Below are 17,109 nucleotides of genomic sequence, written 5' to 3'. Positions count from 1 at the left end.
ACCTTGGTTGTTGTTTCCACCTTGGTTATCTAACGGCTTAATGCTACCTTTATCAAATGCAAATTGAATATCGTAAAAATGGTGATAATTCATTGAATCGATATCTACTTTTACTTTTGCATTTAACTTTTTCGATAAATCTGGTACTTCTACTTCCACTACGCGTGTATCAGCTTTTTTATCTTCACTTATTACATTTGCATCAACAAACGAACCATTTTTCTCAAATTCAAATTTTGTAATCCAAGAACTGTTCGTTAACGTAAAGGATACATACTTCTTACCATCTTTTACTTTTAGCACACCTGGACTTTTTGTATATGTGTTCATCATTGAAATTTCGTCTGTTTGATCTTTTAATGCTTTAAAATTGATGCTGTATTCACCATCTTTAATTGTTTCAGCATCTGGTTTTTTATTTTCATCTGGTTTTTCTGCTTCCGGTTTTTCTACTTCTGGTTTTTCTACTTCCGGTTTTTCTACTTCCGGTTTTTCTACTTCTGGTTTTTCTACTTCCGGTTTTTCTACTTCTGGTTGTTTCTCTTCATTTTTAATTTGTTCAAGTTTATCTTGTTCAAATAAAAGTTGTACATCATGCGTTTGCTTATAATTTCTTGATGCCATTTCGATAAATACTTTTGTATTTAGTTTTTTAGATAAGTCGTTTACTTCAAACTCTACTACTCTTGTATCTTTTTCCTTATCCTCACTCACTACTTTTGCATCAACAAATGCGCCATCTTTTTCCGTTTGGAAATTTTTAATTAATGAGCTACTTTTTAGTGTTACAATTGCTTTTTTCTTACCGTTTTCTACTTTTAATACTCCTGGATTTACCATGTAAGTATTCATCTTAGATTCTTCATCTGTTTGATCTTTTGACACTTTAAATGGAATGCTGTACGCACCATCTGTAATTGTGTTAGAATTTGGTTGTTGATCTGGGTCAGGCTTTTGGTCGGGCTTCTGACCTGGATCGGTAGTTTCATTTGGATCTGGCTTATTAGCTGGGTCCTCTTTTTCATTTGGTTTTTCTACATGAATTGGTGTAATGCTATTTTGATCAAATGCAATACGAACGTCGTACTCATGATGATAATTTAAAAAATCAATATCTACTTTTACTTTTGCGTTTAATACCTTCTCTACATCTTCTACATCAAATTCTACTACTCTTGTATCTTTTTCTTTATCTTCACTAATTACATTTGTCGCAACTAGCTTACCTGCTTTTTCTGTTTCAAACTTCGTAATCCATGAACTATTCGTTAATGTAAAGGATACTTTCTTTTTCCCATCCTTCACTTTTAAAGTTCCCGGGCTTACTGAATATTGATTCATCATCGATTCTTCATCTGATGTATCTTTTAAAACTTTGAAGCCAATTGAATATTCACCGTCAGCCAACTTGGTAGCTGCTTGAACTACAAGTGGTTGTAATGTTGATACGAATGTAAATATCATTAAAAACATAGCAACAATAATTTTTGTATACCTGTTCAATGGAACGACTCTCCCTTTTGAAAATTATTTAACACTGTTCCCATCAAATACAAAGCGAATATCATACGAAGCATTATAATTAATAATTGGAATATTAATTTTCACCTTGCCATTTAGTTTTTTTGACAAGTCAGCAACTTCAAATTCTACAACTCTAGTATTATCTTTTTTGTTTTCACTTAACACGGTTGTTTCTAAAAATTGACCATCTTTTTCTACTTGGAAACTTTTAATAGAAGCACTATCTTTCACTTTAAATGAAACATATTGTTTTCCATTTTTAACTGTTAATGTTGCTGGGCTTTCAAAATAACTATTCATTCTAGACGATTCATCTTTATCGCCTTTCCATACAGTAAAAGCAATATTATATTTTCCATCAGCTAGTTTTGTAGCAGCCTTTGCCTCTTGTAAACCTAGTGTTGCGATAAACGTAAATAAAACAGCAAATACGGCAATAATCATTTTAAATTGTTTAAACATATATTCATCACCCTTCAAAAGATTTATTTACTCAATTTCACTTTACGAATTAAGAAAGCACCTGAAATAAGAATTAACGCTGCAAACAATCCAATACGTGCTTCATCGCCTGTTTTTGGGTTATCTGTTTTTTCAGCTTTTCCATTTTCATTTTTTGTTTCTTTGTTCGCTTCTTTAGCTGTTTCCTTACTCTCTGCTTTTGTTTTCTCTTCTTTTACTTGTGTATCTGTTTTCGCTTGATCATTATTTTTTGTTGTAGCAGCTACGCCGTTATCGCCACCTACAGCTTTTACATTTGCATCAAAAGCAAAACGAATTGTGTAGTGGTGGTCATAGTTTGCATTTGGTACAACAACATGAATTTTTACAGCTGCTGGTTTGGATAAATCATCTACTTTAAACTCTACTGTTCTTTTATCTGCCGATTCATCTTTACTAACAACTTTCGCATCAACAAAATTCCCGTTCTCTGGTGCTTTAAATTCTGTAATCCAAGCACTATGATTCATCGGAACTTGTACTCTCATCTCACCGTTTTTCACTATTAATTTTGCTGGCTTTTCAAAATAGTCATTTGCCATTGAAGCTGAATCATTTTCCGCTTTTTGAATTACGTAATTAATATCGTAAGTACCATCAGCTAGTTTTGCTGAAGCATTCCCGTATGGCATTACAAGAAAAGCTAGCATACATACGAACGTTATAATAAAAGCGGGTAATACAGAAACCTTTTTCATTTTTCTTGTTTCCTCCTTGGTTATCTTTCACTTCACTTTTTGAAAATGATAATTATTCTCAATTTATAAGAAAAAAATAATCTCTTCTACCTATTATTTAATTAGCATTATTTTATGTAACATAAGCATTATTGATTATCATTCTCATTGAATGTTAAAAATAATATCTCACCCTATTCCTTATATGAAGGCATAGACACTGAGAAAAAATTACAAAACTTATTTATTGATTATCATTCTCAATATAAATCAAAAAAAATAAACTATCTCTTCTCCTCTTCTTTCACCTCTTCCCCCTAACAACACTTTAGTTATAGAAACCCCTTTTCCCTCACTTCCCTTCCAATATTTCCACAACTAAGTCAATCTTAGCCTACTCATAAATTTTTTGTCAACTATATTACGTATAAAATTTTTAATATCTGAATTTCTCTATATATGGCTTTTTCTACAAAAAAAGAGACTTTCTATTATAGAAAGCCTCTTTTCTCTATTTTTCTACAGCAATTTTCTGCTTTTGAAACTTAGAAACTATATAACCAAATCCTATACCGATTATGCCTGGAACTAACCAACCAATTCCTACACTATATAATGGAATCTTATCTAAAATAGGTGCTAGCGCTGCAATTTGAAGGTTTGCATTGTGTAACCCATCAAAGAAACTTATTGCAAATGCTCCTACAATCCCGCCCACATACATCGCTAATGGAAGACGAACGTAGTTTTCAACAAGTGATAGTACGATAAGTACGATTCCAATTGGATAAATGGCGATTAAGATTGGTAATGCTAATGCATTTAACTGAGTTAACCCAAGGTTTGCTACCATAAATGCTAATACACAGAAAATGAAAACGACTTTTTGATAAGAAAGCTTTGGTAATAAGGAAGAGAAGTAATCACCACAAGCTGCAACAATACCTACAGAAGTTGTTAAACATGCTGCTGTAATTGCGATCCCTAGTAATAAAGTTCCGTAGCTACCAAATAAATGATTCACGACATTTGTTAAAATAATTCCTCCGTTTGCGCCCATTCCAAGTGACACACTAGAAGCTCCAAGATAAGCAAGTGCTAAATACACAAGTAGTAAACCAAGCGCTGCAATAAATCCTGCAAAGATTGTTACTTTTGCAATACTGTTTTTATTTGTAATGCCTTTTTCTTTTAACGCATGAATTACAACATTTCCGAATACCAGTGCTGCAAGTCCATCTAAAGTTAAATATCCGTCAATAAATCCTTTAAAGAGAGGAGCACTATACGCTTCTGTCGGTGCACCAAATTCTCCAATTGGTGTAATAAGTGCTTTACCTACGATAATTGCAATAACAGCTAATAGTATTGGAGTTAGCACTTTACCAATACGACCCACTAATTTCGAAGGATTTAAAGCTAAATAGAAAGTGACTGCAAAGAAAATAAGTGTAAAGATAACAAGTGGATATGACTGACCAGCTATCTCACTTGGTAAAAACGGTGCAACACTCATCTCATAAGCTACTGTTCCTGTACGCGGCACACTTACGAATACGCCTAAACATAAATAAATTGCAGTGATAAAAACAAGTGCGAATATAGGATGTACACGTCCTGCTAGCTCATTAATATCTCCCTTTAAAGCTATAACAATTACTCCTAATAAAGGTAGTCCAACCCCTGTTACGATAAAACCAAACAGTGCGATCCATACGTCCGTTCCAGCACCTTGCCCTAACGCTGGTGGAAAAATCATATTACCTGCACCAAAAAACAGTGCAAATAACATTAAACTTATTGCAAACATCTCTGAAAACTTTAAAGATGATTTCATTTCTGCTAACCTCCTAAAAAAATTAATTGACAAAATATTCTGAATCTAAATCCGTCACATATCCTCTTTCAAGCATACTTCCCCGTAAAAGAACGCAAAAAACACCCGTCCCTAACAAAGGGACGAGTGTTGAAATCGTGGTTCCACCCTTATTCTAATAAAATGAATTTATAGCAAAATAAGCTCATTTTATAGCTCGTGTAAATTGATAACGGTTTTATCCGTCAAGAATTACAATGCATCATGCATGCAGTTCACTCTTGAAGTTTAGAGGTGGTAAGCTTGTCTTTTCGTATTAGGAAGCTCACAGCCTAAGGCTCCCCTCTCTGAGAATCGTAAAATACAACTCATGTCCTCATCATTACTTTTATAAAATATCTTGTCGAAACTTGTTGTTTTTTATTATATGGGCTATTTTTTAAAAAATCAATAGTTTTATTTTTTCTGACAAAAAAATATAGGGAGAAAATTTTTCCTCCCTATAACTGCCCTTTTAATATCTCTAATTCCTCAGTTGCAATGTTCCGCCATTTTCCTACTCCAAGCTCATTTAGCTCTATATTCATAATGCGCACTCGCTTTAGCTTTATTACAGTAAATCCGAAAGCACGACTCATTCTACGAATTTGCCTGTTCATTCCTTGCGTTAAAACGATACGAAATGTTGATTGATCGACTCTTGTCACTTTGCACGGCTTCGTCATTCCATCTTTAATCTTTACACCGCGGGACATCTCATCAATAAACCAGTCCGTAAAAGGTTTATCGACTCTGACAACATATTCCTTCTCGTGCTCATGATCACCATGTAAAATTCGATTCGCAATGCCGCCGTCATTCGTTAATAAGATAAGTCCTTCCGATGCTTTATCTAATCGTCCAACTGGAAAGATTCGCTCTGGGTAATTGATATAATCAATAATATTATCTTCAATATGATCAGCTGCTGTACAAGTAATCCCGACTGGTTTATGAAAGGCTATGTACACCTTTTCTTTCTCTTCTTTTACAATAACTTGCCCATCAATCGTTACAACATCACCATCGCTCACAAGTGCACCGTGCGTACATATTTCGCCATTAATAGCCACGCGTCCAGCTTTAATAAGGCGATCTGTCTCGCGTCTTGAGCAAGATTTTGCTTCGCTTATGTATTGGTTGATTTTCATGTTTTGTTCCTTTTCATATATAATAAAAACGTCAATCTATGGCAATATCATTATGCCACGATTGACGCTTTTTCACTTCGCAAAAACAACTAAATAAATAACCCCAATCACCAAAAATATTCCACAACAAGCTAACAATACTTTTGCAAGTTTGTCCATAAACATATAATGGTTTCCCCTTTGTTTCGTTGTTTGCTATTTTAATTCGACAACTGTTACGCCTAGGCCTCCCTCGCCCATGTCACCGTAACGGTAATTCTTCACGCCGCGGTGCTTCTTCAAGTAATCTTGTACACCTTGGCGAAGCGCTCCTGTTCCTTTACCGTGAATGATTGATACACGAGGATAACTTGCAAGCTGGGCATCGTCTAAATATTTTTCAACGCGCATCATTGCATCTTCATAACGTTCACCGCGAAGATCAAGTTCCAATGAAACGTGGTAATCTCTACCCTTCACACTTGCGACTGCTTTTTTCTCTGTTTGTTTCGGTGTGTTAATGTATTCCATATTAGATTCTTTTACTTTCATCTTCAGAATACCGATTTGTACGCTCCACTCTGTATCGCTTACTTTTTCAAGTAATTGACCTTTTTGACCGAACGTTAATACTTTTACTTCATCGCCTGCACGTAACTGTTGTTTCGGCGCAGTGTTTTTCACGTTTACTTTTTGTTTCTTCACAAGCTCTGGCGCTGTTCCTTCTAGACGGCTCTTCGCTTCAATAAGCTCATGGTCTTTCACATTTACAAGCTGTGCTTTACGCAATTGACGAAGTTCTTGAATAATACCTTCTGCTTCTTTCTTCGCAGCTTCGACTTTTTCTTCCCCTTCTTTTTGCGCTTTTAATAGTTTTTCATCACGCTCATCGTTAAACTCAATAATTTGACGTTGCAACTCACGATGAAGTTTCTCAGATTGTTTGCGAAGTGCCTCTGCTTCGTTCCAGTCACGCTCTGCATTCTTTTGACTTTCTTCTAACTTCGCAATCATATTCTCAATTTTATTTGTATCTGTACTAATGTGGTTACGTGCTTGGTCAATAACGCGATCAGATAATCCAAGGCGCTTCGAAATTTCAAAGGCGTTACTACGACCTGGTACACCGATTAATAATTTATACGTTGGGCTTAATGTGTTCACATCGAACTCAACACTCGCATTAATAACTTGCTCACGGTTATATCCGTACGCTTTTAATTCTGGGTAATGCGTCGTAGCAACAACACGAGCACCACGATTACATACTTCATCTAAAATCGAAATGGCTAGTGCAGCACCTTCTTGCGGGTCTGTTCCAGCACCTAATTCATCAAATAAAACTAAGCTTTCAAAATCAGCTTTTTCTAAAATATCTACAATGTTCACCATATGTGAGGAGAACGTACTTAAGCTTTGTTCAATCGACTGCTCATCACCAATATCAGCAAAGATATTTTTAAATACACAAATCTCTGACTCATCCATTACTGGAATGTGAAGGCCAGATTGCGCCATTAATACACAAATACCAACCGTTTTCAGCGTAACTGTTTTACCACCTGTATTCGGTCCTGTAATAACAATTGTTGTGAAATCTTTACCTAGCATAATGTTATTTGGCACAATAATTTCTGGATCGATTAGCGGGTGACGAGCTTGTCTTAAATCCATATAACGCTCGTTATTTACGATTGGTTTCGTTGCTTTAATTCGCTTCGCATAAAAAGCTTTCGCAAAGATGAAATCAAGATTTGCAACTACTTCTACGTTTGATAAAACGATATCGGCTTCTACTGCCACTTCTTCTGTTAACATTAATAAGATGCGTTCAATTTCTTGTTTTTCTTTCACACGTGCTTCTTGTAGTGCATTATTTAATTCTACAATTACTTGTGGTTCAATAAATAACGTTTGTCCAGAAGCAGATTGATCGTGAACAATACCGCCATATACGCCGCGGTATTCTTGCTTTACTGGGATTACGTAACGTTCGTTACGAATCGTTACAATCGAGTCAGACAGCATCTTTTGTGCGTTTGAAGAACGCGTCATATTTTCTAACTTTTCACGAATACGGCTTTCCGCAGTACGAATTTGAGTACGAATACCACGCAGTTTATCACTCGCGCTATCGACTACTTCACCGCCATCACCGATGCAATTTGTAATTTTCTTTTCTAAATCATATAAAGATACAATTTGAGCGACATGAGTTTCTAAAATCGGAAGCTCGACACCGTTATCAGCCATATCTTCAATGAAACGTTTCATATTACGACTACCATACATCGTATTCGCAATATCAAGTAGTTCATTCGGGCTTAACATACTTCCAATCTTTGCACGCTTCACATTTGAGCGAATATCCGTAATGCCACCTAATGGTGCACTACCTTTTAAACGAATGACTTTCGCTGCTTCATCCGTTGTATCTTGCATTTCTACAATTTCTTCAAAATCAGTGCTCGGCACTAAATTCTTCACTTTATCACGGCCAAGTGAAGAGGCTGTATGTTCAAGTAATTGTTCTTTTACTTTATTGTATTCTAATACACGCAACGTTCTTTCTAACATGTTGCAGGTCCCCCTTGTGTTACTTATTACGTTTAATATAGTCTAATAAACGTTCAATATCCCATGTGTTAATCACGTTATCTTTTTGAATCCAACCTTTACGTGCTGCAGCTACACCTGTTTCCATATCTTCTAACATTTCAAGTGTATGAGCATCCGTATTAATCGCTACTTTTACACCAGCATCTTGTGCTTGTTTTAATAATTTCGCGCTTAAATCTAGACGGTTCGGATTCGCATTTAATTCTAAAACTGTATTTGTCTCTTTTGCGAGTTCAATTAATAAATCTGTATCTACATCATAACCCTCACGGCGCCCGAGAAGACGTCCTGTCGGATGGGCAATCATTGTGACATGTTTATTCTCAAGTGCAGTACGCAGACGCTTCATAATCGTTTCACGGTCTTGTGAGAAGCTAGAGTGAATCGCTCCAATGACATAGTCTAATTCTTCTAATACTTCATCATCAAAATCAAGCGAGGCATCTGGTAAAATGTCCATTTCAATTCCGCGTAAAATTGTAATGTCTGGATACTTTTCATTCATACGTTCAATTTCTTTCGCTTGCTCACGAAGACGCTCTTTCGTTAAACCATTCGCTACTTTCAAGTATTGCGAGTGATCAGTAATCGCCATAAACTTGTATCCACGAGCACGGCACGCTTGTACCATTTCTTCAATAGAAAAAGCACCGTCACTCCAAGTTGTATGCATATGTAAATCACCTTGTATATCGGAAAACTGAATTAAGTTTGGATACTCTTTAATTAATTCAATTTCTTTTCCATCTTCACGCACTTCTGGCGGAATAAATGGCAGACCGAAATGAGCGAAGAAGTCTTCTTCAGTCTCAAATGTTTTCACTTCACCTGTTTCCAAGTTCTCTACACCGTACTCACTAATTTTCTCGCCTTTATCTTTTGCGATTTGACGCATTTTTACGTTATGGTCCTTTGATCCTGTGAAATGGTGAAGAGTTGTAATAAACTCTTCTGGTTTTACTAAACGAAAATCAATTGAAATATCATATTCATATTGAAGACGGACAGAAACTTTCGTATCTCCACTCGCGATTACTTCAATCATGTTATCGAATTGTAGTAAATGCTCACGTACCGCTGCTGGTTCTGTCGTTGCAATGATAAAATCTAAATCTTTCACTGTCTCACGAACACGGCGTAAGCTACCAGCGCGAGAGAAACGAATTACTTCAGCAATATTCGACAATTTCTCCTCTATTTCCCCGGCAATAGGCAATACCATCGCAATTGGTAAACGCTCTGGACGAGAGCCTACTTGATCGATTGCTTCTAATATTTTCTCTTCTGTCTTCTTACCGAAACCTGCTAAAGCCTGTACTTTATTTTCCTCACAAACAGCTTTTAGCGATTCCATATCAACAACACCAAGTTCTTTATATAACTTAGCCACCTTTTTACCACCAAGTCCTGGTAGTTTTAATAACGGCAATAAGCTACTTGGTACTTCTTTCTCAAGTTCTTGCAATACTTCAGATGTTCCCGATTCTATATATTCTTGAATAACGGCTGCTGTTCCTTTTCCGATTCCTGGAATCTTTGTGAAATCTTCAATTTCAGAAAGACTACGATCGTCACTTTCTAATGCTGCTGCCGCTTTACGAAATGCAGATATTTTAAATGGATTCGCACCCTTTAGTTCCATAAAAAGCCCGATTGTCTCTAATAATTTGATAACTTGTTTTTTATTTACTTTCATCATTGCCCCGCCTTTCTTTCATAGAAAAAAACTTCTCTTTCCGAAAAAAGAGAAGTTATACTCTGCTACCTGTCTGCCATAGTTCCTTCACCTTTTCAGATAGAATCGGTGTATCGTCTACAATTATTTTGCTAATTGATGATTTTTGTAATGGTGTTTGTACTTGTTCAATCGGAAGAATATTTCCAATGATAATTAAGACAAACAAAATAATATATACTTCTAAAAATCCGAGGATTGCCCCCGCAAACGCATTTACTTGCTTTAAAACCGGTATTTCTGCAAACATATTTAACAAATTACCAAGTAATGAAAGTGCAATTTTAGTGATAATAAACAATATGATAAACGCAAGCGCTTGATAAAATACTGTCTCAATATTATTTGCATCAATCCATTCTGGAACAGATACGTTTTTATCAAATGGATACGGAATAAATTTCGCAAGTGCTGGCGCTAAATCTTTACAGTACCAGTATGCAACAAGGTATGCGATAATAAAGCTTGTTAACTTTACAAGTTGCAGAATAAACCCTCTGCGTAAGCCGAGGAAAAATCCCATAACAAGCAGTAAAATGATAATAATATCAATCATGTTATTCCATTCCTTTTTTTGTCATACTTTCTTTCAATTTCTCATGTTCTTCTTTTAATTTTATGTAATCGTGTATGACGTTTACCGCCGTCAATACCGCTAGTCTACTCGTGTCAAGCGAAGGATTCTTGGCATTGAGTTCGCGCATTTTATCATCCACAATCGCTGCTACCATGCGGATATGACTTGTACTTTCATCGCCAACAACTGAATATTGCTGACCATAGATTTCTACATTAATTCGACTTTTCTTTCCCTTTTGTTGTGACAACTCACCGGCCTCCAATCACGTACAGAATCCTAAAGTTTATCATACCATGAACCTTCATAATATGGAAACAGAAAGAACAATCCGATATGATAAAAATAACAATATAAAAAAAGGGGTGACCATTATGTCAAATTCTATCGTAATTCAAACAAATTCTACAGTAATTGAAGACATGAAACAACAATATAAACATTCGCTTAGCCCGAAAACTCCGCAAGGCGGAATCTTCATGGCAAAAGTGCCATCTTGCACAATCACAGCGTATAAATCTGGAAAAGTAATGTTCCAAGGAGGCCGCGCTGAAGCAGAAGCTTCTCGTTGGCAAACTGTCTCTCAAACACCCAAAACAGCTGTAAAAAAATCTGTTGATTCCCACCGTTATGCACCGCCTGCTTCCATCAGTACAATGTCTATTGTAGGGTCTGATGAAGTTGGTACGGGAGATTTCTTTGGACCGATGACAGTCGTTGCTGTATATGTAGATGCAAAGCAAATTCCACTACTAAAAGAACTTGGTGTAAAAGACTCTAAAAACTTAAATGACGATCAAATTACTGCCATTGCGAAACAACTTCTACACGTTGTTCCTTACAGCTCCCTTGTCCTTCATAATGAAAAATATAACGAGCTATTTGATAAAGGAAACAACCAAGGTAAGTTAAAAGCTTTACTACACAATAAAGCTATTACAAACTTATTAGCTAAAATGGCACCTACAAAACCTGAAGGCGTCTTAATCGATCAATTCACACAACCTGATACATACTATAAATATTTAGCAAAACAAAAACAGGTACAGCGTGAAAATGTTTATTTCGCTACGAAAGGTGAAAGCGTCCATTTAGCAGTAGCCGCTGCTTCTATTTTAGCTCGCTACTCATTCGTAAAACAGTTTGACGAACTAAGTAAAAAAGCTGGTATGCCACTTCCAAAAGGTGCTGGTAAACAAGTTGATATTGCTGCAGCTAAATTAATTCAAAAGCTTGGTAAAGAACGATTAACCGAGTTTGTGAAACTGCATTTCGCTAATACGGAGAAGGCGTTTCGCTTATTAAAATAGTATCGACAAAAACAGGAGCCTACAAACTCCTGTTTTTTGTTTCACCCTACTATTGTCCTTATAGTTTTGTTACAATTACAATATACAGATTATTCTAACATAGGAGGAGATTCCCATTGCTACTTCTACAAATGATTCTAAATATTTTACTAGGTGATCCACATGAAAGACAGTTCGAAATTAGGGAAAACATTCAGCTACTAAGTGAACAACGAGAGTTCAACGATTTAATAGAGCGTTATGGTCGATCTTTTTTATTAAACTTTCGGATCCGCAGGTTTATCGGGAAACACGATGCCCGCTTGTTAATACATAATCCAGCAAAACTACAACACTTCTGTGAGGAACTTGAATGTATGATTAGAAATAGGAGGTTTTTCATATGAACGCTGTAAAAGTAAAAAAGGTACTTTATGCTTTCGTACACATCGTAGGTCCTCTTTCTTACCTCACTATTTCTACCATTTGGGGAGCTTTCTTCACTACTAAATCCACATTCGAAAACATATCTGATAGCCTTGGCGTTATGGCCATCTATTACGTGTTCATGAGTTTACTATGGTTTTTCTATTTAGATCGATTAGACAAAGATGTAGATAAAATTACAAAAGAAATTAACGATAAGAAGATGTAATACATGAAAAAAGGAGAGTCGCCAAGACTCTCCTTTTTTATGTTAGCTTCGTTTCTGCTTCTTATTTGATGAAGGTACTTTATGTGAACCTGTTTCATGTGTCGTCGTTCCTTGTCCTTCTACTTCTGGAGAACCAAGGCTTGACCTTGAATGATCTTTTTTCACTTTTTTACTCATTTATATTCACCCCTTCGCGTTACTTTTTGCTACGAGATAATAAACTATGCAAAATAAAAAGCGAGAGGAAACCCTCTCGCTTTTTCATATCTTAAAACTCAGAAGAACCTGGAGTTCTTGGGAATGGAATTACGTCACGGATGTTAGCCATACCAGTGATGTACATTAGGAAGCGCTCGAAACCTAGACCGAATCCAGCGTGTTTTGTACCGCCGTATTTTCTAAGTTCTAAGTACCACCAGTAGTCCTCTTCGTTCATACCTAATTCTTTAATTCTGTCTACTAAAACGTCCATTCTTTCTTCACGTTGACTTCCGCCGATTAATTCGCCGATGCCAGGAACTAGAAGGTCAGTAGCAGCTACTGTTTTTCCATCTTCATTCATACGCATGTAGAACGCTTTAATGTCTTTCGGGTAGTCAGTTACGAATACAGGGCGTTTGAAGATCTCTTCTGATAAGTATCTTTCATGCTCTGTTTGTAAGTCAATACCCCATTCTACTGGGTATTTGAAGTCAGCACCTGATTCTTGAAGTACTTTAATTGCTTCTGTATATGTGATGCGACCGAAGTCAGAGTTAATCACGTTGTTCATACGCTCTAGAACTGTTTTATCAACGAAGCTGTTGAAGAAGTCCATTTCTTCTGGTGCATGCTCTAATACATATTTCATTGCATATTTCAGCATATCTTCTGTAAGATCCATTACATCGCCTAACTCAGCGAATGCAATCTCAGGCTCAACCATCCAGAACTCAGCAGCGTGGCGAGTTGTGTTTGAGTTTTCCGCACGGAATGTAGGTCCGAATGTATATACATCACGGAATGCTAATGCATACGCTTCAGCGTTCAGCTGTCCACTTACTGTTAAGTTTGTTTCTTTACCGAAGAAGTCTTTTGATTCATCAACTTGTCCGTCTTCACCTTTTGGTACGTTGTTTAAATCTTGTGTTGTTACGCGGAACATTTCGCCAGCACCTTCTGTATCACTACCAGTGATGATTGGTGTGTGAACATGTACAAATCCACGCTCTTGGAAGAACTGGTGAATCGCAAATGCTGCGATAGAACGTACGCGGAACGTTGCAGAGAATGCATTTGTTCTTGGACGTAAGTGAGCGATTGTACGTAAGTATTCAAACGTATGACGCTTCTTTTGAAGTGGGTAATCAGAATCTGATAAGCCCTCGATATCAATTTTTTCTGCTTTAATTTCAAATGGTTGCTTCGCTCCAGGCGTTGCAATTACTTTACCTTCTACTTTCACTGAAGAGCTAAGTGGAAGCTTTGCAATTTCTTTAAAGTTCTCTAATTCTGTATCGAAAACGATTTGAACGCTTTTGAAGAAGCTACCGTCGTTTAATTCGATGAAACCAAATGCTTTTGAATCACGTAAGTTACGAATCCACCCTGATACTTGTACTGTTTGACCTGCATACTTTTCTGTATCTCTATACAGACTTTTTACTAATGTGTTTTCCATAGTGAAATTCTCCTTTGCTGATATATTTAAATACAAAAAAACCTTTCATCCATAAAGGGACGAAAGGTTAAACTTCGCGGTACCACCCAATTTGTCATAAAGACCAACTTTAACTCGTATGTAATACATACTTCCCGGTTTGTAACAGGCCGGATTCCCGTCTAAGTCTACTCTTGAATACAAGATTCAATTTCGGTTAGCAACTCCAAGGTGTTCTTCACATATACCGCCTCATCAGGCTCTCACCGCCCCTGACTCGCTTTGGATTATAGTATATACTACTTTTCCTTATCATCGTCTTTCATTTTGTTAAACTAAAATTAATGTACTACATTCGAGAGAAAGATGCAAGATGCCAGAAAATATATAAGCGATTTTTGTAATATATCGACTTACCGACATCTGTCGACGATTGTGCAATAAAAAAATTGCCGGAATGAATCCGGCAATTTTCTAATTACTTACGTAACTCCGCACCAAATTTCTCTTCTACCGTTGTTAATACACGGTTATGCGCTTCTGTTACTTCTTCATCTGTTAACGTACGTTCTGCATCGAAGTAAGTCATAGAGAATGCAAGTGATTTCTTGCCTTCTTCCATTTTTTCACCTTCGTATAAGTCGAATAGTGTTACGTCTTTCAGAAGTTCTCCGCCAGCTTCAGCAATGACTTGCTTCATTTCACCAGCTTTTGTTTCTTTTGTTACCACAACAGCCATGTCACGTGTCATAGATGGGAAACGCGGAATTGCTGAGTAGTAAGTTTCTTCAGCGTCTGCACCGAATACTTTTACAAGAGATAGTTCAAATACGAATGTATTTTTCACATCTAATTGTTTTTCTGCTTCTGGGTGCAATTGACCGATGAAACCAATTACTTCGCCATCTAATACGATATCAGCTGTACGGCCTGGATGCATACCTTCACGTTTTGCTGGTGCATATGTGATTTGGTTTGAAACGCCAAGTACGTCGAATAGTCCTTCTAGTACACCTTTCATAACGAAGAAGTCTACTACTTTCTTCTCACCTTGCCATGCATGGTGAAGAGCAAGACCTGTCATAACACCTGCAAGGTGTTGTTCTTCTTTCGGAAGTTCTCCTGCTTCTGTTGGTAAGAAGATAGAACCTACTTCGTATAAAGCAACGCTGTCGTTTTTACGAGCAACATTGTATGAAACTGCTTCTAGCAATTGTGGCACTAAACTTAAACGAAGTTGGCTACGCTCTTCGCTCATTGGAAGCGCAAGGTTTACAGGTGCTTTTTCGTTTGGCTCAACCATGTATTGTTTCGCTTTGTCAGCGCTTGTTAATGAATACGTAATTGCTTCATATAAACCAGCACCCTCTAAGAAGCGACGTACTTTACGACGTTTCGTTTGTGCTGATGTTAATTTACCACGAGTCATCGTTCCAGAAGGTAATGTAACTGGAATGTGGTCATAACCGTATAGACGGCCCACTTCTTCTACTAAGTCTTCTGAAATTGTAATATCAGGACGACGTGCTGGTACATTTACATGGAATGTTCCTTCTACTTCTGTGAATGGGAATTTCAAGTTTGTGAACATTGTACCCATTTCACTCGCAGAAATGTTTGTACCTAATACACGGTTTACTTTTTCAGCAGTAACAGATACTGTACGCTCTTGTACTTGTAAGTTGTCAGCTTCTACTACACCTTCAAGTGCTTCTCCGCCAGCGTATTTCGCCATTAAAGCAGCTGCGTGTTGAATTGCTTCAAATGTACGTGTTGGGTCGATTCCTTTTTCGAAACGTGCACTTGATTCACTACGAAGACCTAAGTCTTTTGATGTGCGACGCACTGTTTGACCTGCAAAGTATGCAGACTCAATTAGAACGTTTACTGTCTCATTTGTAACTTCAGAATCCGCTCCGCCCATTACACCAGCAACAGCTAAAGCTTTTGTTCCGTTTGTAATTACAAGGTGGTGGCTTTGTAATGTACGCTCTTGATCATCTAACGTTTCAATTTTTTCGCCTTCTTTTGCAAGACGAACAACGATTTCTTTTGAACCTAATTTATCGTAATCGAATGCATGTAACGGTTGACCGTATTCCATTAAAATGTAGTTTGTAATATCAACTACGTTGCTAATTGGACGAATGCCAGCTGCCATAAGACGAGTTTGCATCCACATTGGTGATGGACCAATCTTTACGTTTTTAACCATTTTTGCAATGTATAATGGGTTTTCTTCTTTCGCTTCTACACTTACAGAAATATAATCAGAAGTTTTTTCTGCTGTTTCTTGTAATTCGATAGCTGGAAGTTTTACTTCGCGGCCGTAAATAGCAGCCACTTCATATGCAACACCTAACATGTTTAAGCAATCTGCACGGTTTGGTGTTAAACCAAGCTCAAGTACTTCATCGTGTAAGTTTAAAATTTCAAGTGCATCCACACCAACTTCAGCGTCACTTGGGAAGATGAAGATACCATCTGCATAGTCTTTTGAAACTAACTTTCCATCAATGCCAAGCTCTTGAAGAGCACAAACCATACCGTGAGAAGCTTCACCACGTAGTTTTGCTTTTTTAATTTTGAAGTTACCAGGAAGTACAGCACCAACTTTTGCAACTGGTACTTTTAAACCTTTTGCAATATTAGCAGCTCCACAAATAATTTGAACTGGTTCTTCTTCACCGATATCGATTAAGCATTTGCTTAATTTATCAGCTTCTGGGTGTTTTTCACATTCTAATACGTGACCAACTACAACACCTTTTACACCTTTATTTAATACTTCAACGCCTTCTACTTCAATACCACTTTTCGTGATTTTGTCTGCTAGTTCTTGTGCTGTTACATCTTTAATATCTACATACTCTTGTAACCAACGATATGATACGAACATATTTATCCT

At 36.8% G+C, this 17,109-nt stretch carries 15 protein-coding genes and 2 other annotated features; of the genes, 3 read left to right on the top strand and 12 right to left on the bottom strand.

Annotation, left to right across the window (positions count from 1 at the left end):
- The 9 genes from RT27_RS04875 to zapA form a co-directional block, all read right to left on the bottom strand.
- A partial coding sequence (locus RT27_RS04875; RefSeq protein WP_043935421.1) for an NEAT domain-containing protein occupies positions 1 to 1,503 on the bottom strand: 1,503 nt, incomplete at its 3' end.
- A 24-nt stretch (positions 1,504 to 1,527) separates the two neighbouring features.
- Entirely contained in the window at positions 1,528 to 1,986 is a 459-nt protein-coding gene (locus RT27_RS04870) for an NEAT domain-containing protein (RefSeq protein ID WP_043935420.1), read from the bottom strand.
- 23 nt (positions 1,987 to 2,009) lie between these two features.
- Positions 2,010 to 2,723 (bottom strand): heme uptake protein IsdC, encoded by a 714-nt coding sequence (gene isdC, locus RT27_RS04865; RefSeq protein WP_016080121.1) that lies wholly within the window; start codon positions 2,721 to 2,723, stop codon positions 2,010 to 2,012.
- A gap of 490 nt (positions 2,724 to 3,213) precedes the next feature.
- Positions 3,214 to 4,539, bottom strand: a complete 1,326-nt coding sequence (brnQ, locus tag RT27_RS04860; RefSeq protein WP_043935418.1) for a branched-chain amino acid transport system II carrier protein — start codon at positions 4,537 to 4,539, stop codon at positions 3,214 to 3,216.
- A 115-nt stretch (positions 4,540 to 4,654) separates the two neighbouring features.
- Positions 4,655 to 4,910: a binding site (T-box leader), on the bottom strand.
- A 108-nt stretch (positions 4,911 to 5,018) separates the two neighbouring features.
- A complete protein-coding gene (locus tag RT27_RS04855) occupies positions 5,019 to 5,708 on the bottom strand; it encodes a 23S rRNA pseudouridine(2604) synthase RluF (protein ID WP_043935417.1) in 690 nt (229 codons plus the stop codon).
- A 195-nt stretch (positions 5,709 to 5,903) separates the two neighbouring features.
- Positions 5,904 to 8,264: an endonuclease MutS2 gene (locus RT27_RS04850; RefSeq protein WP_016080118.1), complete on the bottom strand. Its 2,361-nt coding sequence runs from the start codon at positions 8,262 to 8,264 to the stop codon at positions 5,904 to 5,906.
- Between the two features lie 19 nt (positions 8,265 to 8,283).
- Positions 8,284 to 10,002 (bottom strand): DNA polymerase/3'-5' exonuclease PolX, encoded by a 1,719-nt coding sequence (polX, locus tag RT27_RS04845; RefSeq protein ID WP_000867533.1) that lies wholly within the window; start codon positions 10,000 to 10,002, stop codon positions 8,284 to 8,286.
- A gap of 55 nt (positions 10,003 to 10,057) precedes the next feature.
- The gene (locus RT27_RS04840) at positions 10,058 to 10,597 is read right to left on the bottom strand and encodes a CvpA family protein (protein WP_000565409.1); all 540 of its coding nucleotides are present in this window, start codon (positions 10,595 to 10,597) and stop codon (positions 10,058 to 10,060) included.
- Between the two features lies 1 nt (position 10,598).
- Positions 10,599 to 10,868 (bottom strand): cell division protein ZapA, encoded by a 270-nt coding sequence (gene zapA, locus RT27_RS04835; protein WP_000082701.1) that lies wholly within the window; start codon positions 10,866 to 10,868, stop codon positions 10,599 to 10,601.
- A gap of 124 nt (positions 10,869 to 10,992) precedes the next feature.
- On the opposite strand from zapA, the gene rnhC reads away from it, so the two are divergent.
- From rnhC to RT27_RS04820, 3 genes are all read left to right on the top strand, one after another.
- Entirely contained in the window at positions 10,993 to 11,928 is a 936-nt protein-coding gene (gene rnhC, locus RT27_RS04830; RefSeq protein WP_043935416.1) for a ribonuclease HIII, read from the top strand.
- 116 nt (positions 11,929 to 12,044) lie between these two features.
- Complete coding sequence (locus RT27_RS04825; RefSeq protein WP_016080116.1) at positions 12,045 to 12,314, top strand: hypothetical protein; 270 nt, start codon at positions 12,045 to 12,047, stop codon at positions 12,312 to 12,314.
- Positions 12,311 to 12,562: a hypothetical protein gene (locus tag RT27_RS04820; protein WP_043935415.1), complete on the top strand. Its 252-nt coding sequence runs from the start codon at positions 12,311 to 12,313 to the stop codon at positions 12,560 to 12,562. The genes RT27_RS04825 and RT27_RS04820 overlap by 4 nt, the downstream gene beginning before the upstream one ends.
- Positions 12,563 to 12,604: 42 nt before the next feature.
- Here RT27_RS04820 and RT27_RS32305 read toward each other — a convergent pair whose 3' ends face one another.
- From RT27_RS32305 to pheT, 3 genes are all read right to left on the bottom strand, one after another.
- Positions 12,605 to 12,739, bottom strand: coding sequence for a YuzL family protein (locus RT27_RS32305; protein WP_000039592.1), 135 nt, complete (start codon positions 12,737 to 12,739; stop codon positions 12,605 to 12,607).
- Positions 12,740 to 12,830: 91 nt separating this feature from the next.
- Positions 12,831 to 14,222: an asparagine--tRNA ligase gene (gene asnS / locus RT27_RS04815; RefSeq protein ID WP_000432189.1), complete on the bottom strand. Its 1,392-nt coding sequence runs from the start codon at positions 14,220 to 14,222 to the stop codon at positions 12,831 to 12,833.
- 52 nt (positions 14,223 to 14,274) lie between these two features.
- Positions 14,275 to 14,526, bottom strand: a binding site (T-box leader).
- 153 nt (positions 14,527 to 14,679) lie between these two features.
- Positions 14,680 to 17,100, bottom strand: a complete 2,421-nt coding sequence (gene pheT, locus RT27_RS04810) for a phenylalanine--tRNA ligase subunit beta (RefSeq protein ID WP_043935413.1) — start codon at positions 17,098 to 17,100, stop codon at positions 14,680 to 14,682.
- Between the last annotated feature and the right edge of the window lie 9 nt (positions 17,101 to 17,109).

The organism is Bacillus sp. L_1B0_5 (assembly GCF_000836715.1).
Taxonomy (GTDB): domain Bacteria; phylum Bacillota; class Bacilli; order Bacillales; family Bacillaceae_G; genus Bacillus_A; species Bacillus_A thuringiensis_S.
The sequence above is the reverse complement of the archived record's forward strand: the minus strand, read 5'-3'. Positions and strand labels throughout refer to the sequence as shown.